Annotated in this window: 20 protein-coding genes; 13 read left to right on the plus strand and 7 right to left on the minus strand. The window is 37.4% G+C overall.

Going from position 1 to position 21,337, the window contains the following annotated elements; genetic code table 11:
* Window positions 1-11 precede the first annotated feature (11 nt).
* The 3 genes from FFM71_RS06165 to FFM71_RS06175 all read right to left on the minus strand — a co-directional run bounded on the left by FFM71_RS06165 (window position 12) and on the right by FFM71_RS06175 (window position 1,731).
* Window positions 12-350 (minus strand): type II toxin-antitoxin system PemK/MazF family toxin, encoded by a 339-nt coding sequence (locus FFM71_RS06165; RefSeq protein WP_137611298.1) that lies wholly within the window; start codon window positions 348-350, stop codon window positions 12-14.
* The gene (locus FFM71_RS06170) at window positions 347-598 is read right to left on the minus strand and encodes a hypothetical protein (protein WP_137611299.1); all 252 of its coding nucleotides are present in this window, start codon (window positions 596-598) and stop codon (window positions 347-349) included. The genes FFM71_RS06165 and FFM71_RS06170 overlap by 4 nt, the downstream gene beginning before the upstream one ends.
* 422 nt (window positions 599-1,020) lie before the next feature.
* A complete protein-coding gene (locus tag FFM71_RS06175) occupies window positions 1,021-1,731 on the minus strand; it encodes a ribonuclease H family protein (protein ID WP_137611300.1) in 711 nt (236 codons plus the stop codon).
* 69 nt (window positions 1,732-1,800) lie between these two features.
* On the opposite strand from FFM71_RS06175, the gene FFM71_RS06180 reads away from it, so the two are divergent.
* The 5 genes from FFM71_RS06180 to cls all read left to right on the plus strand — a co-directional run bounded on the left by FFM71_RS06180 (window position 1,801) and on the right by cls (window position 8,829).
* A complete protein-coding gene (locus tag FFM71_RS06180; RefSeq protein ID WP_137611301.1) occupies window positions 1,801-2,556 on the plus strand; it encodes an alpha/beta hydrolase in 756 nt (251 codons plus the stop codon).
* A 50-nt stretch (window positions 2,557-2,606) separates the two neighbouring features.
* Window positions 2,607-5,366, plus strand: coding sequence for a YhgE/Pip domain-containing protein (locus FFM71_RS06185; RefSeq protein ID WP_223876486.1), 2,760 nt, complete (start codon window positions 2,607-2,609; stop codon window positions 5,364-5,366).
* 30 nt (window positions 5,367-5,396) lie between these two features.
* Window positions 5,397-5,846 (plus strand): hypothetical protein, encoded by a 450-nt coding sequence (locus FFM71_RS06190; protein ID WP_137611303.1) that lies wholly within the window; start codon window positions 5,397-5,399, stop codon window positions 5,844-5,846.
* Between the two features lie 5 nt (window positions 5,847-5,851).
* Window positions 5,852-6,550, plus strand: coding sequence for a zinc metallopeptidase (locus FFM71_RS06195; protein ID WP_137611304.1), 699 nt, complete (start codon window positions 5,852-5,854; stop codon window positions 6,548-6,550).
* An 812-nt stretch (window positions 6,551-7,362) separates the two neighbouring features.
* Complete coding sequence (gene cls, locus FFM71_RS06200) at window positions 7,363-8,829, plus strand: cardiolipin synthase (RefSeq protein WP_137611305.1); 1,467 nt, start codon at window positions 7,363-7,365, stop codon at window positions 8,827-8,829.
* A 299-nt stretch (window positions 8,830-9,128) separates the two neighbouring features.
* Here the strand turns inward: cls and FFM71_RS06205 are convergent, their stop codons facing one another.
* On the minus strand, window positions 9,129-10,016 hold the full coding sequence (locus FFM71_RS06205; protein WP_137611306.1) for an SDR family oxidoreductase: 888 nt from the start codon (window positions 10,014-10,016) through the stop codon (window positions 9,129-9,131).
* A gap of 115 nt (window positions 10,017-10,131) precedes the next feature.
* Here FFM71_RS06205 and FFM71_RS06210 point away from each other — a divergent pair, with 115 nt between their 5' ends.
* The 5 genes from FFM71_RS06210 (at window position 10,132) to FFM71_RS06230 (ending at window position 14,575) form a co-directional block, all read left to right on the plus strand.
* On the plus strand, window positions 10,132-10,695 hold the full coding sequence (locus tag FFM71_RS06210; RefSeq protein WP_223876487.1) for a TetR/AcrR family transcriptional regulator: 564 nt from the start codon (window positions 10,132-10,134) through the stop codon (window positions 10,693-10,695).
* A 463-nt stretch (window positions 10,696-11,158) separates the two neighbouring features.
* A complete protein-coding gene (locus FFM71_RS06215) occupies window positions 11,159-11,815 on the plus strand; it encodes a DUF969 domain-containing protein (RefSeq protein ID WP_137611308.1) in 657 nt (218 codons plus the stop codon).
* A gap of 12 nt (window positions 11,816-11,827) precedes the next feature.
* The gene (locus FFM71_RS06220) at window positions 11,828-12,745 is read left to right on the plus strand and encodes a DUF979 domain-containing protein (protein ID WP_137611309.1); all 918 of its coding nucleotides are present in this window, start codon (window positions 11,828-11,830) and stop codon (window positions 12,743-12,745) included.
* A 13-nt stretch (window positions 12,746-12,758) separates the two neighbouring features.
* Window positions 12,759-13,406, plus strand: coding sequence for a pyroglutamyl-peptidase I (gene pcp, locus FFM71_RS06225; protein WP_137611310.1), 648 nt, complete (start codon window positions 12,759-12,761; stop codon window positions 13,404-13,406).
* A 503-nt stretch (window positions 13,407-13,909) separates the two neighbouring features.
* Window positions 13,910-14,575, plus strand: coding sequence for a Vat family streptogramin A O-acetyltransferase (locus FFM71_RS06230; protein WP_137611311.1), 666 nt, complete (start codon window positions 13,910-13,912; stop codon window positions 14,573-14,575).
* Window positions 14,576-14,977: 402 nt separating this feature from the next.
* On the opposite strand, the gene FFM71_RS06235 is transcribed toward FFM71_RS06230, so the two are convergent.
* Window positions 14,978-15,244: a hypothetical protein gene (locus FFM71_RS06235; protein ID WP_137611312.1), complete on the minus strand. Its 267-nt coding sequence runs from the start codon at window positions 15,242-15,244 to the stop codon at window positions 14,978-14,980.
* 485 nt (window positions 15,245-15,729) lie between these two features.
* Here FFM71_RS06235 and FFM71_RS06240 point away from each other — a divergent pair, with 485 nt between their 5' ends.
* A complete protein-coding gene (locus FFM71_RS06240) occupies window positions 15,730-16,380 on the plus strand; it encodes an endonuclease III domain-containing protein (protein WP_137611313.1) in 651 nt (216 codons plus the stop codon).
* Here the strand turns inward: FFM71_RS06240 and FFM71_RS06245 are convergent.
* Window positions 16,351-16,953, minus strand: a complete 603-nt coding sequence (locus FFM71_RS06245; RefSeq protein WP_137611314.1) for a TetR/AcrR family transcriptional regulator — start codon at window positions 16,951-16,953, stop codon at window positions 16,351-16,353. The two genes, FFM71_RS06240 and FFM71_RS06245, sit on opposite strands and share 30 nt — an antisense overlap.
* Before the next feature lie 192 nt (window positions 16,954-17,145).
* Here FFM71_RS06245 and FFM71_RS06250 point away from each other — a divergent pair, with 192 nt between their 5' ends.
* Together FFM71_RS06250 and FFM71_RS06255 are read left to right on the plus strand one after the other, a co-directional pair.
* Entirely contained in the window at window positions 17,146-18,069 is a 924-nt protein-coding gene (locus tag FFM71_RS06250; RefSeq protein ID WP_137611315.1) for an ABC transporter ATP-binding protein, read from the plus strand.
* Window positions 18,059-19,675, plus strand: coding sequence for an ABC transporter permease (locus FFM71_RS06255; RefSeq protein WP_137611316.1), 1,617 nt, complete (start codon window positions 18,059-18,061; stop codon window positions 19,673-19,675). Before FFM71_RS06250 ends, FFM71_RS06255 begins: the two co-directional genes overlap by 11 nt.
* 68 nt (window positions 19,676-19,743) lie before the next feature.
* Here FFM71_RS06255 and FFM71_RS06260 read toward each other — a convergent pair whose 3' ends face one another.
* The gene (locus FFM71_RS06260) at window positions 19,744-21,009 is read right to left on the minus strand and encodes a methionine gamma-lyase family protein (protein ID WP_137611317.1); all 1,266 of its coding nucleotides are present in this window, start codon (window positions 21,007-21,009) and stop codon (window positions 19,744-19,746) included.
* Window positions 21,010-21,337: the final 328 nt, after the last annotated feature.

Raw genomic sequence — 21,337 nt, forward strand, 5'->3', positions numbered from 1 at the left:
GACCTTTTCTACTATAAAATATCTAACATATCCTTGACACCGAGTAATAAATCTTGATATTGCATTACGCTTACCTTGTTTACTACCCTCCAATGTCTTGCTTTGAAATCATAATTCTGTAGTTTTGCAAGAGATACATATCCTTTAACACCACTTCTACCACCAGGAATCAAAATTGGGTAAAATGCTGGTGATTCCTTAGCTTTATCAGACGTAGTAATTGGCATTGCTAAAACTAAACCAGTTTTTCTGTTATAGCTGTCCGAGCTCATAACTACCATATGCCGTTGAATATTTCCAGACTTAGCATCAATAACAATAACATCACCTTTTAATGGAGAGTAATTCATTCTAATCTCTCCTTACCAACTGGCTTTAGTTCTGACGCCTCTGGTATATCTCTAAAATCAGCTCTAAAATCATAATCCTTAAGCTTAGGATCAGTAAAGATATTTATATGTTTTACAGGAGTATATACAATCGTCCCATCGTCATTTTGAGTAACAGTATATCTTTTACCAATGTCATCACTCAAATCAGATGGAGCAGTTAAAATCAGACTATTACCTGATTTTCTTAACATAACTTCTTTATCCATAATATAATTACCTCCATCGCTATCGTGATGTGTATTATACATCATGTTGTTGATAAAGTAATACATATGTATATACTCTTTTTTCAACAGTTGACATAACAAAAACTTTCTTTCAAAAAAATATATTTTGTATTTTTGCTTCGTTGTCTTTAATTTCTTGCCATTTCTTGCTGTATTCAATTATCTTCTTTTTTATTTTAGATAAAAAAATGTGTAATAAAAAAGAACCATCATGAGAAATATTTTAATCGCAAATATTTTGATTTCCATGATGATTCTTTTTTTCGGAATTTAAATTTTGTCCCAGGCTCGTTCTTACTCATAGGGATTTTCCTTAATTAATCAATATAAAATAACGCATGGTGTTAGTTGATAATTTATTACAAATAGCAGCATCAATTAGTCGGCGGGTGTCGCACCAACTACATTTTATCCATAGTTTCATTCAACAACTCATCAACCCGATTATTTCCTATATTAGTAGCATGACCCTTAGTCCACTCAAAAGTTTTCGTAGGTACGGTCGGCAATAATCCATCCAATTCTTTCCACAATTCCACATTGACTGGAACGCTACCATCGGCCTTCTTATAGCCACGTTTCTTCCATCCCGTCAACCAATTTTTCGTAATTGCGTTCAAAACATACTGAGAATCTAAGACAAATATCGTATTTTGTTGATTGATTTTTAGTTCATTTAATCGTTTAATACTTTGAATCAGGGCCATTATCTCCATGCGGTTATTAGTTACGCCAAATTCACCAGCGGTCCCCTCAAATACTTCGTCATGATTATTGATATGATAGGCCCAAGCGCCTTTATCTGTTGTCTTGACATGCCCACCTTTAAAATTACCGTGATTTCTCGAACCACCATCAGTGTACACAACTGTATCAAAATCTTTTATATCAGATACAGCTCGTTTGGATGCATTTGTTTGTGGCTTCGTTTTTTGATTAGTTGTATTCTTAACGTAAGAATCCTTGCCGCCAAGAAACGCTTCAGCTTGGGCTCGATTGGGGAAACTTTTGTATCTAGCACCTGCAAATCCATCGACCTGAGCCTTGCATTCTGGCCATGTTAAATAGATTCCTGGCTTCTTGCCATGTCTTACTGCATAAAATTTTTGCAATTGTCATACCTCATTTGGTTAAAATTTCTCACTAATAATTATATAATAATATCTTGTTGGGGTGAATTTATGAAAAATGGGCAATGGCCGATTCTCTACATCCATGGATTTCGTGGTGGAGACTATACGACTCAAAAAATGATCGAATCAGCTTTAGAATGTAACGGTAAAGAAAAAGACCAGTTTCTCAAAGCAAATATTAATTGGCGCGGTAAAGTAACATATGAGGGGGCTTGGACTGATGACGAACATCCCATCGTTCAAGTTGTTTTCCAAAATAAATGGGTTGGCAGTAACCAAATGGAATATTGGTTAGTTAAACTCTTATTTGATTTACGTCTTAAACATGAATTTACTACATATGACGCTATTGGGCACTCATTGGGTGCCGTCGCTCTTGTTCTAGTCAATCTGAGGGAAAAAATGCGTCCTTATATGCCTCGACTCAAAAAATTAGTACTCATTGCTGGACCATTCAACGGCATTTTAGGTTTAGGGGATCTTCCCAATATTAACCGAATTGAACCAAATGGCAAACCAGCTTTTATGAGTCCAACATATTTTAGAATATTTATGAATCGAAATAATGTATCAGATGATCTGCGTGTTTTGAATATTTACGGTAACGTTGGCGATCAATCGAACAGCGATAAATACATCTCCGTTACATCAGCAAAGTCAATTTCTTACATTCTCGAACCCCGAGCAAAGGAATACACTGAATATTTAATCAAGGGCTCCACCGCCGAACACTCGATGCTTCACGATGATTCTGAGATTTTAGATACGGTCAATGGGTTTATATACTACAATCCGTTATCGTAACGTTATATAATGACATTATGTAAATTATGCCATTTAGTTTTAAGAGAGATTTGGAGGGGATTTCTATCAAAGCTTGGGAACTATTCAGATTAGATATAAAAAGAACTTTGCAGTCAAAGCCTGCAACACTATTAATGTTAGCTTTGATCATTTTACCATGTCTATATTGCTGGTTTAATGTTTGGGCTTTATGGGATCCATATTCAAATACAAGTGATCTAAAAGTCGCCGTTTATTCAGATGACCAATCGGTTAAACTTGAAGGACAAAAAATTGAAATTGGTGACCAATTGATCGACAACTTAAAGAAGAATCACAAATTAGGTTGGACGTTCGTTGATTCAAAGAAACAACTAGATCAAGGAGTTAAGGATGGTTCATACTATGCTGGTATTTACATCCCTAAAAACTTCTCAAAGGATATTGTTAGTTTCCTATCAGGTAACATTAAGAAACCATCACTGGTCTTCAAAGTTAATCAGAAGATAAACGCCATCGCCCCGAAGCTGACTGAGACAGGTGCGACGACGTTACAAAATACTATCTCAGATGAATTTATTGGAACAATCAGTAAGACCGTTACAAAAGTTTTGAATAAGTCAGGCGTTGATATAGAGCATAATTTACCAATGCTAAGACGACTTTCAACACTGCTTGTAACGACTGATGACAATTTACCAGAACTACAAGACATCATGGATAAAGTTCAAAAAGCCAATACTATCGTACCTAACTTGAATCAGAAATTACAACAAGTTAACGATATGTATGGCTACATGCCACTATTAAATCAAGATGCCCAAAAGATCGTCAATTTGAATAATTTCTTGCCATTAGCTGATGCTGGTGGTACGGCTGCCAAGGACCTCAAGACCAAGATTCCTGAAATCCAAAGTGCCGGTTCACAAGTTAATGAAATTGATAACGACTTTGGCAAAATCTCCAGTCTAATGGACACTAGTATCACTCAAGTTGAAAATGGGATTCAGGTCATCAACAAGGTTCAAAATGTTATGCCTGACATTCAACAACTCGGTCAAGATGCCGAGAATGCCACAAATAAAGCTAATAACGAATTGATTCCAAAGATTCAACAAGCTTTACCTGTCATTAAGACGACTGTAGATACTGGATTATCAATGATTTTTAACATTGTTAAGCAAATTAGTGCCTCAATGGAAAATATCAATACTTTGATTGACAAAATTAAAGCTGATCCAAAGAACCAAGAACTCAAAGATCAACTTAAAGCTGTTATTCAAAACGTCGCTGACGATGCCGCTCAAGTATCAAAAGTAAGTACACAACTAGCTTCGTCATTGACTGACCTACAAACCTTCTATAACAATTTAGCTGACCAATTAGGTCACGATCAGACGACGATTTTTAACTCGCCAATTCAACATCTTACTGACTTTGCTGCATTAAATGATACTTTGGCAAGCAAAGCTAATGACATCTTGGATAATTACAGTGACCTCGATACAACAGCGTTACAGGCCAAGTTGACCGACTTACAAACTCAGGCCGATAAGATTGCTGACGGCGTTACAGCCATCAAAGATCTCAATATCATGGACAGTGTTTCAAGCACAATTAGTGATATTTCAACCTTGCTTAAGGATGCCAGTGCTACTTTGAGTCAAGTCAATAACAATATCATCCCCGCTATCCCAGGACTTTTGAACAATACTAAGGGCGTTCTTGAAACTGCCTTAACTTACCTTCAAAAATATCAAAAACAATTGCCTGCTGTCGGTAATGAAATTCACGATGCCAACCAATTGTTGAACGGTAATATGGGTAATATTGTTACTGGTATCAACCTGGCTAATGACTTCTACAACAATGATTACCCTACATTAAAGAAGAAAATGGCAACCGCTTCATTCTTTGTTCAATATCAATTGCCACAAATTGAAAATCAGTTAACAACCACTTTGAATTTAGTCAACTCCAAGACACCGGAACTAGAAGCCGCTCTTTCACAAGCTAATGACTTTGCCACAAACGACTGGCCACAGTTGAAGAAAGACGTTCACCATTCCGCAAAACTCTTGAAGAAGGGTGAGAAGGATGTTGATTTTGGAGCCTTGATCAAGCTAATGAAATCTGACGCTAACAAGGAATCCGACTTCTTCTCTAACCCAGTTAAATTGAAAAAGGATAACCTTTATGACATACCAAACTATGGTTCTGCCAGTGCACCATTCTACTTGGCATTGTGTATCTGGGTTGGTGCTTTGCTACTATCAAGTGTCTTCACAGTTCACTTCCAATTGAATGACCGTCAAAAATATCGTTATTCATTCAAGCAACGATTCAATGGGCGTTACTTAACCTTTGCTTTCTTAAACCAATTACAAGCTATTGCTGCCGCTTTGGGTAACTTATTTATCCTCCACGCTTATACAAAGGAAAAAGTTTGGTTGATACTGTTCTGTATGCTGGTCAGTTTCGTCTTCATCTCAATTTTGTACTCACTCGTGCAAATGTTTGGAACGGTCGGTAAGGGACTCGGGATTATCATTCTGGTACTTTCAATTTCCGGTGCCGGTGGTAACTTCCCTGTCGTTCTATCAGATGGTTTCTTCCGATTCATCAACCCATACTTGCCATTTACCTATGCGGTTAACCTGCTTCGTGAAGCTGTTGGTGGAATATATTGGCCTAATGCTACCAAAGATATTATTATATTAGTGGCCTTTGGCGTAGCATTTTACCTATTAGGCTTACTAACAACCGAAAAACTCAAACCATTCATGCACAAAATACACAAGAGTGCCAAGAAGAGTTTAATTGTCGAATAGTTTGATTTGTAAGGAGGAGAAATAATTTTAATGTCTGATATAAAGCTTAAGTCATATCGACCTTTCATAACTGAAAATTTCTTCTGGGATTTTCCCACGCATTTCAATTTAAAAGAAGTCAGTGAATTTCTAGGTATGGAAATCGATCCAACAACGGAATACATTTCTAATACTGCAAAAACTATCATGAGAAACGATGGAATTTACTGGTTTATCCAAAAAAAACATCACGACGAAATCGTTGCTTTAATTTCACTAAGTGATGTTGACTTAACAAAAAAGCAGGCTGCATTGATAGTTACCTTTAAAGATTTGAACACTTCGGAAAAAGAAGAAATTTCCCAACGTTTACTAGTCTTTTTAAAAAATCAGCTTGATTTAAAATCAATCGAAATTAATCGACTTGATCGTATTATTCAAGAAAAATTCACAAATAATGGCTATAATGTTGCTAACAACAATTTATTAAAGAGGAGTTAACATCTATGTACGGATATGGTTATGGTTTTGGTCCCAGTTATCTATTGATAATCATTGGTTTGGCTATCAGTATGTGGGCATCATGGTATGTAAATCATAATTTCAAAAAGTATGATCAATTTACGAGCCACCGTGGTAAAACCGGGGCTGATGCTGCGAGATATATTTTAGATAGTGCCGGACTACAAGATATTCAAATTAATAAAGTTAGTGGTAATTTAACTGATAATTACAATCCAGGTGACAAGACGTTGAATCTTTCGGAATCAACCTACGATTCAACCTCAGTTGCGGCAATTGGAGTTGCAGCCCATGAATGTGGACATGCGATTCAAGATCAAAAAAGTTATGCACCTATGCGTGTCAGAGCTGCTTTAGTTCCTGCCGTTAACCTTGGTTCAAATGCTTCAATTCCATTGATTATCATCGGTGCCCTTTTAGGAATGAATCAAACACTGATTACAATTGGAATTTGGTTATTTGCATTAGTTGTCTTATTCCAAGTCGTAACATTACCAGTTGAATTCAACGCTTCCGGACGTGCCATTAAGATTTTAGGATCTGGTGACATCCTTGATAGCGATGAAGTTCCAATGGTCAAGCAAGTGTTGTTCGCAGCCGCATTAACATATGTCGCTGCAGCAATTTCAACCGCATTACAACTATTACGTTTGATTTTGATTTTTGGTAATAATCGCAATTAAAAGCCTTTTTAAAGGCTTTTTTTGTTTAACTAAAGACTGAGTTTAGATAAGTATGCCGTTTCCAGAGCTGAGTGTATTCAATTGCTGCGCGGAACGGCCCGAGCCTGGGAAGCGGTCTCGAGCCTCGGTTGAAACCTCGCAAAACCCGCGAGTCTCCAACACGCCCGGTGGTGTAATTGTTGAAGCAATAACGCCACTTTCGCTGCAAATGAATACTCTCAGCTCTTCCAACTAATTTATCTTTCTTTTTAATACTAAGAGCAATAAAATGGAGACTTTTGAGCTGTCTAAATAAATTAACTCTAAGCCTGTAATAACAATGGTCAAATTAATCTTTCAACTTTCAACCTTCGGTTGTTTAATGGCTATATTTACTGAGGTTATTCAAAGTCTATAATTATAAAATTTTTTTAAGAATCCATTTATCAAATTGAAACTTGAAATAAATAAATTCCACATAAATATTGAATTATAATTGCAAATTCAAGCCAGTATATGGAATTTATTTAATATATCTAATACATCAATCCACACAAACCAACTAGTCAAAAGAGCTGAGAGTATTGACCCGCTGTGGGTGTGGCGTTAGAGCTTTAGCTCTTACACCACCGGGCGAGTTTGGAGACTTACCGGTCTTTGGTAAGGCTTCAAATCGAAGGACGAGACCTTGGCTCGTCCTGGTCCGCATAGCAGGTGAAATACTCTCAGCTCTTTTGACGGCAAAACCCCCAAAAATAATACGGTTTAAATTAGATTTTATAAGTATTTTGAAGTAAACTTTCTAGTAAGAATAATAGAGGGGAATTTATTTTATGATTGATGTTTGGATCATCTGGCTAATTCTCATTATCTTAGTAGTCAATACCATTTCAGCACTTATTACTGTTTTCCATAGACCACGTAATATCGTTACTACATGGGCTTGGATCTTGGTCCTTGTCTTATTGCCAATTGTAGGATTCCTTATTTATGCCTTTTTGGGACGTGGAATTGCTCAAGAAAAAATCTTCAATATCAGTAAACAAGAGCATTACAGTTTAAGTCAGTTGAAGCAGATGGCGATTGCTGCGCAGAAACGGCCACAGAATGCTTCTAGATACGACGAAACACGTTACGCTGACCATATCATTCGATTTTTCAATGAGACCGAGGAAGCGCCTTTAACGCGTCATAACGAGATTGAACTTTTCTTTGATGGTAAAAAAAAGTTTAAGAGTATGTTTGAAGATATTAGAAATGCCAAAGAAACCGTCCATGTCGAATACTATGCTTTTATTAAAAGTAATATCGGTGACGAATTTCTAAAGTTGCTAACTCAAAAGGCTAAAGAAGGCCTCGAAGTTCGTTTGCTTTACGATCCATGGGGATCTGGCGGAACTAAACCACGCTACTTCAAAGAGTTTCAGGCTGCTGGTGGTGAAGTTTTACCTTTTATCACCTCTAAAAATGTAATTGCCAAAACTCGTTTGAACTATCACTTGCACCGTAAAGTTGTTGTTATCGATGGTACAACTGGCTGGATCGGTGGTTTTAACGTTGGTGATCAGTACGTCAATACAACTGAAAAATTTGGTTATTGGCGTGATACACACTCACGTATCTTTGGAGCAGCTACCTTGCTATTACAGGAGCGTTTCTTCAGAGACTGGAATGCTTCGTTGGACCGAAACGCCGAACCTTTAGCATTCTTGGAAAAATACTTTCCATCTGATAAATTCGATACGACGGCCAATTTACCAATCCAAATCATATCTGATGGACCAGATAATCGTGAGGAAGTCCTCAAAGATGGCTTTATCGATATGATTGTCAGTGCCAAAAAGAGTGTTTGGATTCAATCGCCATACTTAGTTCCTGACGATGCCATGTTCACCGCCCTAACAATTGCCGCTCGTTCTGGAGTTGACGTCAGGATAATGATTCCTTGTATGCCTGACCATCCCTTCATCTACCGTGCAACACAGTATTATGCTAACTTACTGACAACTTACGGAATTAAAATTTACAGTTACCAAAAGGGATTTTTGCATTCGAAAACGTCTGTTTTTGATGGCAAAATTTGTTCCGTTGGTTCAATGAATCATGACTTTAGAAGTTATTCACTAAACTTCGAAGCTAATGCTTTTATCTATGATGCTAAAGTTTCACATCAACTTTCTCGTGAGTTCGAGAAGGATATGAGTGATTCATTGTTGTTAACACCTGAAATAATTAAAGAACAAGGTGCTTGGTTACACTTCAAACAGCGATTCTCAAGATTGTTGTCACCAATTCTTTAAGATTGGTTGGTTTGAGGTTTGCCATCTCCAGAGCAGAGAATATTAACCTGCTATGCGGACCGATTCGAGCCTGAGGTACGGTCTTGAATCTCGGTTTGAATCCTTGCTCAACCCGCAAGTATCCAAACTCGCCCGGTGGTGTAACGGCTGAAGCCGTAACGCCACACCCACAGCCGGTTAATACTCTCTGCTCTTCCGACTAATTTATTTTTTAATTGATTTGCATATTTCTAATAACAAAAAAACTACTACAAAAATCAATAATTTTTGTAGTAGTTTTTTTTAACGTCGTTTTCCAATTAATCTTTAATATTCTGATAGGCATTGGCAAAAATATCCATGAAATCTGACATCTTTACATTTCCCAATTTTGGTTCATTATTGTAAAAATCAGCATAAAATTTTGATGTTCCTTCAGCACTATACATCTTAGTAAATGCGATAGCGTATGACTTAGGCATAACTTTTTCTAATCGTGTCTGCATCTCATTATCAGATATTTCTATCCATTTCAAATCAGGCATATTGAGTTTCTCGGAGACATATTTAACTAACTCATTGCCTGTCACAATATCACTAGCTACATATGTAACGCTGTTCTCTATTGCAGGATTTAAAAGAGCCTTTAAGACACTATCTGCAATATCCTTGGGATCGACGAAAATACTTGTTGAAGTGGCTGGACGATTTTCAAATATCGCATGATTAGCTTTAATATCGGTAATTTTTGATAAAAAATTATTATAAAATCCGGTTGGTCTAATAAATGTATAGGTAACGTCATCCAACTCTTTAAGTACATCTTCAATAATATGGTAAATATAAAGTCCTCCAACCTCGGGACCTTGATCGGCTCCAACACTACTCAAATCAACGACGTGCTTTACTCCGGAGTTAATGATTGCTGTTTTGAAAATTTTTGACTGTTGGCGGGCTGAATCAATCATATCCTCATCCTGATTGGCACCTGAAATCATCAAATATATCTCGTCGGCATCGTTGAAAGCCGATGTTAAAAACTCCACATCCTGCATTGATCCAATTGCCGCTTTGGCACCTAAATCCTCAATTTCTTTTTTACGTTTATCTGAATGTGAAACAACGGTTACTTGATGTCCTTGTTTAACTAATTCAGGAATTACGTAACCATTGATGTGTCCTAATGATCCTAATAATGTGATTTTCATATTTATTTTCTCCTTTTAAAGATAGGCCTATCTCTTAACAAGGATGAATTATAAAAGATAAGATTATCTTTTGTCAAGGTTGATTTTCAAAAAAATTCTAATTATGATTAGTATCATGAAGAAAAAAGACAATGAAAAATACGAAAAAATTCTCAACGCAGCGATTGAAATCATCAAAGAAGATGGTGCTGCCACTTTATCAACCACTAAGGTTGCTAAACGGGTCCAAATTTCTCAATCAAATATTTATATTTACTTTAAGAACAAAGATGACCTACTCAAACAAATTTACCAGTCAGAGATTTCGGATTATCAATTACGTTTCCATGACATTCTAGAAAACAGTCATTCTACACTTGAAAAAATAACCGAATATATCCGGGCACTTTACGATATTTCTATCGAAAATCCGGATTCAATGGATGTCATTGAACAGATTAAGCAAATTCCAGATTCCCCAATTGACATGAACGATGTCGTCGGTTTTGAAAGTAATCCTATCGTTGACCTAATTAAAAAGGGTATCGCAGAAAATATTTTAAAGGATGTTAATCCAAATATTTATCTCACGATGATTTTTAATACCATTCGTATGAATGCCGCCAATACTAAGAATAAACAAAATTTCAGTTCTTTTGATACCCTTTTAGATTTATTCTTGCATGGTATACTCAAATAATTTTTAAAAGTAGTCAGATTTTTCCTTAAACCCATTTTCACTGAAGAAAATGGGCTTTTTGATTTTTCCTTGTCATTAATTACTAAAGGTTGAAAGGCGAAAAATCAATCTAACGATTGCTATTACAGGCCTAGAGCTATTTTTTTAAATACTCATAAATCTTCATTCTATTGTTCCGCCCATTAAAAACAAACTAGTTGGAAGAGCTGAGAGTATTCATTTGCAGCGAAAGTGGCGTTATTGCTTTAGCAATTACACCACCGGGCGTGTTGAAAACTCGCGGGTTTTGCGAGGCTTCAACCGAGGTTCGAGACCGGTTCCCAGGCTCGGGCCGTTCCGCGCAGCAAATGAATACTCTCAGCTCTGGAAACGTCCTTTCTAATCTAGATTAGATTATTTTTAATTTTAGCAACAAATGGTGTTATAATAACTCCCATAAATTAAAAAACGGGGGTCCTAAGTTATGGAATATCTTAAATTAATCGGAATTATTATAATTATATTAGGATTTGCTTTTAAATTAGATACAATTGCCGTTGTTGTTGCTGCTGCCATCGCAACTGGTCTGGCATCTGGAATGTCCATCGATTCTGTTTTGAATATTCTGGGTAAAGGTTTCATGGATAATCGCATGGTTTCGCTATTCTTCCTCACCTTGCCCATGATTGGCGTTGTTGAAAGTCACGGTATGAAACAGGCCGCTGTCAATGGAATCAGTAAAATCAAGAATCTTTCAGCAGGTAAAATTTTTAATATTTATCTAGCCATTCGTGAAGTTACCGATGCATTCGGTATTGCATTATCAGGTCAGGTACAATTCATCCGGCCACTAATCAATCCTATGGCCCAAGCTGCTGCCAGTGTTAAACATGATTTGACTGACAAACAAGTTGATTTGATCAAAGCTCGGGCTGCCGCAACTGATAATTTTGGTAACTTTTTCGCACAGAATTTATTCATTGCTTCAAGTGGCGTTTTATTGATGGCTAGTACCATGAAGTCACTCGGACACCCCGTTTCTACCACTAGCATCGTGCTCTACTCAATTCCAGTCGCCATCATCACATTCATCATCGTTGGCTACTACAATATGAGATTCGACAAACAATTCAACAAATAGGAGGTCAAAAATATGAGTGTTAATAATATTCTAGAAATTTTTTACATATTAATGGGAATCATCATGATTTTCGCTAGTATCGAATCGTTCCGTGACAAAGAAAACTCTGCTCGTATTGGAACTGGCCTCTTCTGGTTGATTCTAGGAATCATCTTCGCTGTTGGTAAATATTTGCCAAACGTTGTTATTGGATTATTGATTGTCCTTATTGGTATCTTGTCACTTATGAAACAAATCAAGGTTGGTAAAATTAAGGAAGTTAACAAAGAAATCGCTGAAAGATCTGCTAAAAAGTTAGGCGGTTGGTTATTCTTCCCCAGTGTTGTTCTAGCAATTTTATCCATTCTAATCAGTGAATTCACAAATCTTGGTGGACAAGTTGGTATCGGTATCGCTTCTGTTGTTGCTTTGATTCTCGCCATGATTATTTCTAAGGCTGATGCCAAAACTACTTATCATGATAGTGAAAGAATGGTTCGTTCCGTTGGTACAGCTGGTGTTCTACCCCAGTTATTGGCCACTTTAGGTGTTATTTTTACCGCTTCGGGAGTTGGTGACGTAACAGCCAAAACAATTTCAGGAATTTTTCCAGTCGGAAATCACCTTTTGGGAGTTGTTCTCTACTGCGTTGCCATGGTTATCTTCACTATGATCATGGGAAATGCTTTCGCTGCCTTTGCAGTTATCACAGCTGGAATCGGAGTACCTTTTATCGTTGCCCAAGGTGGTAATGCTGCTGTTGTTGCGGCTATTGGAATGACTGCTGGATATTGCGGTACACTAATGACACCAATGGCTGCCAATTTCAATTCATTGCCCGTAGCTCTGATGGAGATGAAAGATAACCTTGGCGTCATTAAACAACAGGTTCCTATTGCATTAACTATGTTAGTGATTCAAATTATTTTAATGTATTTCTTAGCATTTTAAGGAGGAGAAATTTATGAAAATTCTTGTAACTGGTTTTGATCCATTCGGTACAGATAAAATTAACCCTGCCATTGAGGCTGTTAAGAAGTTGCCCAATGAAATTGAAGGTGCTGAAATAGTCAAAATTGAAATCCCCACAATTTTTAACAAATGTGCTGAGGTCGTTCACCAAGCAATCCTTGACAACAAACCAGATTATGTTTTAGACATCGGTCAGGCTGGTGGCAGATTTGCATTAACTCCAGAACGAGTTGCAATTAACTTTGACGACGGACGAATTGCTGATAACGCAGGCTTCCAACCACGAAACCAACCAATTCATGAAGACGGACAAAACGCATACTTTACGCAATTACCTGTCAAGGCTATGGCACAGGCTGTATTAGATGCCGGACTTCCAAGTTATGTTTCAACAACAGCTGGGACGTATGTCTGCAACCACATCATGTACCAAGTTCAATATATGATTGATAAGGAATTTCCAGAATTAAAAGCTGGATTCATGCACATCCCATTCTTGCCAAATCAAGTTGTAGCACGTCCGGATACACCGTGTTTATCATTAGCCGACGACGTAACCGGAATTACGGCCGCAATCTCAGCTATCGTTAAACAAGATGGCAAAGGTGATATTGAAGCTATTGGTGGTTCATTAAATTAAAACAAGCCATCATCAACTTTCGAGTATTAAATTTTTAATTATAGGACTAAAGGTTGAAAGGTGAAAAAGTGATATAAATATTGCTGTGACAGTCCTAAATTCACTTTATTTACCAATTTATTTAAATATCAAAAGATTACAATTGGACAGTCCTATTATAAATAAACTAGTTGGAAGAGCTGAGAGTATTCATTTGCAGCGAAAGTGGTGTAAGGACTTTAGTCCTTACACCACCGGGCGCGTTGAAAACTCGCGGGTTTTGCGAAGGCTTCAACCGAGGCTCGAGACCGCTTCCCAGGCTCGGGCCGTTCCGCGCAGCAATTGAATACTCTCAGCTCTGGAAACGGCATACTTACCTAAACTTTCAACCTTTAGTTATAGGAAAATAACATAAATGAGTTGTATAACACTTAAAGAACCAACTAAATAAGTGTGATATAACTCATTTTTTGTTACAGCTCTAGTCTATAATAATAGTCAATGAACCAATTAGGAGGCACCAAATGACCATTCCAGACGAAAATGCAGTTTATCCTAATCCAGAAATCAAAGAAGTTGTCTTTATCAAAAACGTTATCAAAAATTCCAACATCGAAATTGGAAATTATACGTATTACGACGATCCTGTGAATCCACTCGATTTTGAAAAACATGTCACCCATCATTACGAATTTCTCGGTGATAAATTAATTATCGGCAAATTCTGTTCCATAGCTAGTGGCATCGAATTCATCATGAACGGTGCTAACCACGTAATGGAGGGAATCTCAACTTATCCATTCAATATTTTAGGTGGCGATTGGCAAAAGTACACACCCACGCTGACCGATTTACCATTGAAAGGTAATACTGTGGTTGGTAATGACGTGTGGTTTGGTCAAAATGTTACCGTCCTACCTGGTGTAAAAATTGGTGACGGAGCCATAATTGGAGCAAACAGTGTCGTAACAAAGGACGTTGCACCGTATACAATCGTTGGTGGTAATCCAATTAAACTTATTAAGCCACGATTTAAGACTGAAGTCATCCAAGCATTAGAAAAGTTAGCTTGGTGGAATAGAGATATCAATTGGATCACTATTAATGTTCCTAAACTGACGCAAGAAACGCCCACGATTGAATTGATAAACGACCTAATGAAAAAAATGAATACACTAAAAAAGCTGTAACAACAACCGGAAATGATTGTTGTTACAGCTTTTTAATATCTAATGTCTAAAGGTTGAAAGGTGAAAACTAATATAACCATCTTTGTTAAAGACTTAGAGCCAACTCATTTAAATAATCAGAAGTCTTTATTGTTCCTGCAATTAAAAAAACAAACTAGTTGGAAGGGCCGAGAGTATTCATTTGCAGCGAAAGTGGCGTTATTGCTGAAGCAATTACACCACCGGGCGTGTTGGAGACTTACCGGTTTGTGGTAAGGCTTCAACTGAGGTCCGAGACCGCTCTTTGGCTCGGGCCGCTCCGCGCTGCAATTGAATACTCTCAGCTCTGGAAACGGCATACTTACCTAAACTCCCAATCTTTATCATCTAGTTTAATATTAAAAGAAAAAACTAATATGACCATTACTCATATATCTTATTTACGACCTTTTGATGATAAAGGTCACTTCCCTGTCCCCAGAAAATAAAGCTTAGTGAAACATAAACGACAGCCAATACTATATTGAAGACATCGAATTTCATGTAGCTAGTAAGCATCATCCCAACAATAAAGGCAATCGCCAAAAATGGAATAATTGCACCTAACCAAACATGTGAATTGTTACCCAGCACATATTTCTCAAGAATCAGAGATGTTATTGAAACCACAATAAAAATAATCCCTAACATAATTACACCCCCATAATTAATTCAGCGTATATAATGTTAACACTAATAATTTTCTGAAATAAAGGGAAATGTCTTTGAAAACGTCTCCAAGAAACAATTCAACACTTTTGGGACAATTTATTAGATAATTAATGAAGTTATTATAATTAGATATGTTACTAAAGGTTGAAAGGTGAAAAACTAATATAACCATTGTTGTTACAGGCTTATAACAAATTTATTTAAATACGCAAAAGTTTTCATTTTATTTGTTACTGCCATGAAAAATTAAATTAGTTGGAAGAGCTGAGAGTATTCATTTGCAGCAAAAGTGGCGTTATTGCTTCGGCAATTACACCACCGGACGTGTTGAAGACTCGCGGTTTTTGCGGGGCTTCAACCGAGGCTCGAGACCGCTTCACAGGCTTGAGCCCTTCCGCGCAGCAATGAATACTCTCAGCTCTGGAAACGGCATATATAAATATACCTTAGGGGGATTTTTGATATTGTACAAACAAATTACTATTTATGATCTATTAAAAATTTTATCAAAACAACTGGGGCAGCAGAATTGGTGGCCTGCAGAAAACACTGAGGCTATGCTTTCCGGTATGATTTTGATTCAAAATACAAATTGGAAAAATGCTGACCGTTCACTTGCTAATCTCAAACAGGCAACAAATTTCGAGACTGACAAGATGTTGGCTCTATCAACTGAAGAAATAGAACAATTGATTCAACCAAGTGGCTTCTTCCACAACAAAGCCATCTATTTGCGCTCAATTTTAACCGCTTATCGAGATCATTTCGACGACTGGGACAAATTGTCCACTCCTATGTTACGCAAAAAACTGCTTGCTATGAAAGGAGTTGGCAATGAAACCGCTGATGTACTGCTACTCTACTACTTCCATCGTCCAACATTTGTTGCTGATAATTATTCGATGAAACTTTTCATTAAATTGCATACTTTTACTGACAAACCAACTTATATGCAATTAAAGAATAGTGTTGAACGTGACTTCAAATTAACTTCAAAACAGGCTGAGGAATTGCATGCCTTAATCGATGAATTCGGTAAACTCAAGAGCGATTATTTTGACGATTACGAACTACGTTTGCCGTACCTAACGCCCCATTATACCGTAGAAGAATAAATGCATCAGATCCTTCTCATGATTCTTTATTTCAACTGCACTGTGAGCATTGACGGGATTGGAATCCATGGCATAACTGATGAACATATCCAAATAGATAATCGCACCTTCATCAGTTATTTGGGGATTTACTGCACCTTCAGCTCTTCCTTGATCTAACAGTTTTTTCCAAAAACCATGCTTGTATGCGTTATAAGTCTTCTTGACGGTGTCATCACCATTCTTACCACTGAATTCACCATACATAAAAACAACAAAGTCGTCACTGATAGCATCAGTAGTTTTTAAACCATACGACATCATGTTCTCCATTTTCTCCTCAAAAGTATCTGTCGAACTGTCCAATGTGTCCTCAGCAGCCTGATAACCTTCTATTATCAGTTTAATTACCACAGATTTAGCCAGGAAAATTTTGCTAGGAAAGTATTTATACAATGTCACTTGTGATGCTCCAGCCGCTTTAGCTATCTCAGCTACAGAGGCTTTTTTGTATCCCTGCTTCATAATTATTTGAGTTGCAGCATCCAAAATGGACTGCTTTTTATCTTTTTTACGCTTTAAATTATTTGTCATTATAATTACCTCAAATATTTTTATCAATATAGTTCAGTTTCTTGATTAATCTAATAAGGTTTCCAATAAAGGCCTTAAAATTAGTTCAATACCGGCATTCTTATGTGTTGACTTTGATATAGCTCGGTTCTAATATACTCGGTAAATAGTGAACTATTCAAGAATTATATTTCATTTTTAGAGGTTATTATTATGTTAAATACAAATATTCCTACTTTACATGTTGACCACTTACAAAAGAATTTTGGTAAGTTTCAGGCATTAAAGAACATTACCTTTGATATTTATCCCGGGGAAGTTTTTGGATTTATCGGACCAAACGGTGCTGGTAAATCAACTACAATCAGAACCATTTTAGGTATCTTACGTGCTTCTGGTGGCAAAGCGACTATCTTTGGTAAAGATGTATTCAAAGATGCTGTCGACATCCACAAGCGAATTGCCTATGTCCCTGGCGACGTTTATTTGTGGCCTAACTTAACTGGTGGCGAAATCATCGACCTATTATTGAAACTCGGTCACAGTCACCATACGAGAAGAACTAGCCAATTGATTGAACTCTTCCAACTTGACCCTACTAAGAAAGCACGAACTTATTCCAAGGGTAATCGGCAAAAAGTGGCCTTGATTGCTGCCTTTTCAACCGATGCTGACTTCTATATTTTCGACGAACCAACTTCTGGATTGGATCCATTGAACGAAGAGGTTTTTCAAAATGAAGTTCTCAAGCTCAAAGAAGCTGGTAAATCAGTTCTTCTATCCAGTCATATCCTTTCCGAAGTCGAGAAAATGTGTGATCGGATCGGCATTATCAAAAACGGTGAAGTCGTTGAAACCGGTAGCTTGGATGAAATGCGTCATTTAACTAGAACTGTTATCAAAGTTAAAACTCAGCTTCCAACACCAGAATTAGAGACTTTGCCAGGAGTTCATAACGCCGTTATGGGAAATAATCAAACACTCACGCTTTCGGTTGATTCGGAATATCTCGAAAATACGATGAGTTATTTATCCCAGAAACAAATCATCTCTATCCAAGCAACTCCCCCAACGCTGGAAGATTTGTTCATGCGTTACTATGGTTCTACAAATGAGGTGGATCGCCGTGAAAAGTGAAAAATTTCAAAAAACATTCTTTTTAACTAAATTTAGTTTCAAACGGGATTGGCTCAAATTATCCATCTGGTCAGTTGTTTTAATTGGACTATTCGTGGGAGTGGCCGCCAAGTTCAATGGACTTTATGGCAGTAAAGCTGCAATTGATCAAATCATCAAAACTCTAAAGTCACCCGCTATGGTGTCGCTCTTCGGAAAAATGCCCAATGGCCCTTATACATCAGCTGACGTTTTTGCTTCTGAAATGACAGTCTTCATGGCAATCATTGCTGCAATCATGAATTACTACTTCATAATTCACAATACCCGTGGAGAAGAAGAATCAGGTATTTTGGAAATGATTCAGGCCCATGCGGTTGGGAGATTATCCAATTTAACAGCCGCTTTATTGGAGAGTTTCATTTTGAATTTTGGTATCGGTTTGATCTATGCAGTTGGATTACAATTCGCCAATCTAACTGGAACTAACGCCAATGGTAACTTTCTACTTGGATTGGGACTCGGTGCCGTTGGATTCATGTTCGCCAGTATCGCTGCCGTGATTGCTCAACTGACTGACAATTCCAGAACTGCCACGATTTTGTCCTACTTAGTCTTTGGTATCATGTATATTGGTCGAATGATAACTGACGTTTCCCATCCAAAATATACTTGGTTCATTCCTATGGGCTGGGTGGAAAAATTATCAACTTATAAGAATAATAATTGGATTCCAGTCTTCATGATGCTCGGATTATCCGTAATTCTAGTTACCCTAGCCTTCTATCTCAACAGTCATCGTGACATAGGTTCTGGATTAATTGCTACTAGACCAGGTCGTGCTAAAGCCTCAGCCTTTTTAAGAGGTCCAATTTCACTTTTTTGGCGTTTGAATCGTGTCAGTATCATTGTTTGGTTCCTTGGTATAATGATTCTTGGTGCAACTTACGGTTCCGTATTCAACACTATTGGTGATATTTTAAAAACTAATCCGATGTTGAAACAGTTGCTAAATACTAAAGCAATTAATGCAGCTAACGTCTTGATTATCAAAGAATTCATAGCCATCTTAATGATAGTTTTTGCTGCCCTAGCATTGATTCCCGGACTTTCACTGATTAATTACCTCAAGACAGGTGAAACTAAAGGTTACTTGGAAATCATCCACTCAACTAGAACTAGTCGTACGAAACTATACTTCTCACTCTTTGGAATAGCCACAATAACAAGTATTGCAGTCCTATTCGCTGGCATTTATGGATTATATGCGGGTGGTAACGCCGTTATGAATCACCACATTGCTATGTCAGTCTTCATGCGCGGATTTTACGGTTATCTATCACCATTACTAGTTATGCTTGGCATATCAGCATTCTTAATTGGTTGGTTGCCAAAATTAACTTCCTTGAATTATGGTTATCTAGTCTTAGCATTCTTTGTCCAATACTTCGGTAAGTTGTTGAAGCTACCAGATTGGACCGAAAAAATAACACCATTCGGTTTCATCAAACACGTTCCAGTTAGTAACTTCGACGTGGCAACGTTCTGGTGGCAAATAGCTATTGCCGTGATTTTGGTAATTATTGGATATATTGGTTATCGAAGAAGAGACTTAATAATTAACTAAAAAAAAGGAATTGCCTTAATTGGCAACTCCCTTTTTATGTCTAGTATTTTATATTTTAAAAGCAGAAATTATTTATAGAATGTTTCTCTTACAGCCTGTGCAATGGCAATTTGTACGTGAGCGTATGACAGTCCACCTTGTATATATAGTGAATATGGAGGTCTTAATGGACCATCTGAGGACAACTCGATTGTTGAACCTTCAACGAAACTACCTGACGCCATAACAACATCATCTTCGTACCCATCTTGGTGACTAGGGATTGGATCGACGAATGAATTCATTGGTGAATAATGTTGGATAGCTGCACAAAAAGCAATCATTGGTTCTGGTTTTCCAAATGAAACGGTTTGCACAATATCAGTTCTGGGGGCGTCCCATTTTGGCGAAACGTTCATACCCATTTCCTCGCAGAGTGCTGATGTGAAAATCATGCCTTTCAAAGCTTCACCTGTTGTGTGAGCTGCCATGAAGAATCCTTGATAAAAGTCACGCAAGTAGCCCCAAGTAGCACCCTCACCTTTACCAGCACCGGGAACAGTCAAACGTGAACCCGCACCTTCAACTAAATCCTGACGACCAACGATGTAAGCACCACTTTTAACAATTCCAGCACCTGCATTCTTGTACAATGAACCAGCCATAATATCAGCACCGTAAAAAGTAGGTTCTTCCATTTCGGAAAATTCACCATAACAATTATCAATGAAAATATTAACATCTGGACGAATTGCTTTAACAAACTTGATCATTTTAGCGATTTTTTCAACTGTAAAGCTGTCACGGACTGCATAACCACGAGAACGTTGGATAGCAACAACTTTAATTGTGTCATCAAACTTCAACGCCTTTTCCGCATTTTCGTAATCAACCGAGCCATCATCCAATAACTCCGTCGTCTTGAAATTAATACCATATTCCGACATATTACCCGGTTTATTACCAGCTAGACCAATAACTTCTTGAATCGTATCATATGGCGTTCCAGTCAAGTAATAAAGCGTATTACCTGGACGTAACATACTGAACAAAGCAGTTGAAATGGCATGTGTTCCAGAAGCAAATTGGGGACGCACTAGAGCATCGTCAACTTTGAAATAGTCCGCATAAATTTGTTCGATTTTGTCTCGACCAATATCATCATATCCATAACCAGTTGAAGGAACCAAATCCTCTTCGCCAACATGGTGTTCTCTAAATAAGTTCAAAACACGTTGTTGATTATAGAGCACTTGTTGATCAATTTCATCCAAACGGGGACGAATCATTTTTTCAACTTTATCAATTTTTTCGCTTAAATCTGTAGGTAAATCTTCTTTCCATGATAATCCCATTATTAATTCCCTCTTTTTTATATTGATTAACTAAAGGTTGAAAGTTTAGTTAAGTATGCCGTTTCCAGAGCTGAGAGTATTCAATTGCTGCGCGGAACGGCCCGAGCCTGGGAAGCGGTCTCGAACCTCGGTTGAAGCCTCGCAAAAACCGCGAGTCTTCAACGCGCCCGGTGGTGTAATTGCTGAAGCAATAACGCCACTTTCGCTGCAAATGAATACTCTCAGCTCTTCCAACTAGTTTATTTTTTAATAGCCGGAACAATAAAACTAAGACTTATGATTATTAAAATAAATTAGCTTTCGACCAATGGATCGGTTATCTGTTCCC

This window comes from Companilactobacillus huachuanensis (assembly GCF_005404815.1).
GTDB classification, from domain to species: domain Bacteria; phylum Bacillota; class Bacilli; order Lactobacillales; family Lactobacillaceae; genus Companilactobacillus; species Companilactobacillus huachuanensis.

Excerpts from the sequence above, each read along its gene's own strand:
- FFM71_RS06260 (WP_137611317.1), bottom strand. The coding sequence starts at position 21,009 with ATGGGATTATCATGGAAAGAAGATTTACCTACAGATTTAAGCGAAAAA.
- FFM71_RS06165 (WP_137611298.1), bottom strand. The coding sequence starts at position 350 with ATGAATTACTCTCCATTAAAAGGTGATGTTATTGTTATTGATGCTAAG.
- FFM71_RS06195 (WP_137611304.1), top strand. The coding sequence starts at position 5,852 with ATGTACGGATATGGTTATGGTTTTGGTCCCAGTTATCTATTGATAATC.
- FFM71_RS06210 (WP_223876487.1), top strand. The coding sequence starts at position 10,132 with ATGAAGAAAAAAGACAATGAAAAATACGAAAAAATTCTCAACGCAGCG.
- FFM71_RS06235 (WP_137611312.1), bottom strand. The coding sequence starts at position 15,244 with ATGTTAGGGATTATTTTTATTGTGGTTTCAATAACATCTCTGATTCTT.
- FFM71_RS06220 (WP_137611309.1), top strand. The coding sequence starts at position 11,828 with ATGAGTGTTAATAATATTCTAGAAATTTTTTACATATTAATGGGAATC.
- FFM71_RS06215 (WP_137611308.1), top strand. The coding sequence starts at position 11,159 with ATGGAATATCTTAAATTAATCGGAATTATTATAATTATATTAGGATTT.
- FFM71_RS06250 (WP_137611315.1), top strand. The coding sequence starts at position 17,146 with ATGTTAAATACAAATATTCCTACTTTACATGTTGACCACTTACAAAAG.
- FFM71_RS06245 (WP_137611314.1), bottom strand. The coding sequence starts at position 16,953 with ATGACAAATAATTTAAAGCGTAAAAAAGATAAAAAGCAGTCCATTTTG.
- FFM71_RS06190 (WP_137611303.1), top strand. The coding sequence starts at position 5,397 with ATGTCTGATATAAAGCTTAAGTCATATCGACCTTTCATAACTGAAAAT.
- cls (WP_137611305.1), top strand. The coding sequence starts at position 7,363 with ATGATTGATGTTTGGATCATCTGGCTAATTCTCATTATCTTAGTAGTC.
- FFM71_RS06205 (WP_137611306.1), bottom strand. The coding sequence starts at position 10,016 with ATGAAAATCACATTATTAGGATCATTAGGACACATCAATGGTTACGTA.
- FFM71_RS06180 (WP_137611301.1), top strand. The coding sequence starts at position 1,801 with ATGAAAAATGGGCAATGGCCGATTCTCTACATCCATGGATTTCGTGGT.
- FFM71_RS06170 (WP_137611299.1), bottom strand. The coding sequence starts at position 598 with ATGGATAAAGAAGTTATGTTAAGAAAATCAGGTAATAGTCTGATTTTA.
- FFM71_RS06230 (WP_137611311.1), top strand. The coding sequence starts at position 13,910 with ATGACCATTCCAGACGAAAATGCAGTTTATCCTAATCCAGAAATCAAA.
- pcp (WP_137611310.1), top strand. The coding sequence starts at position 12,759 with ATGAAAATTCTTGTAACTGGTTTTGATCCATTCGGTACAGATAAAATT.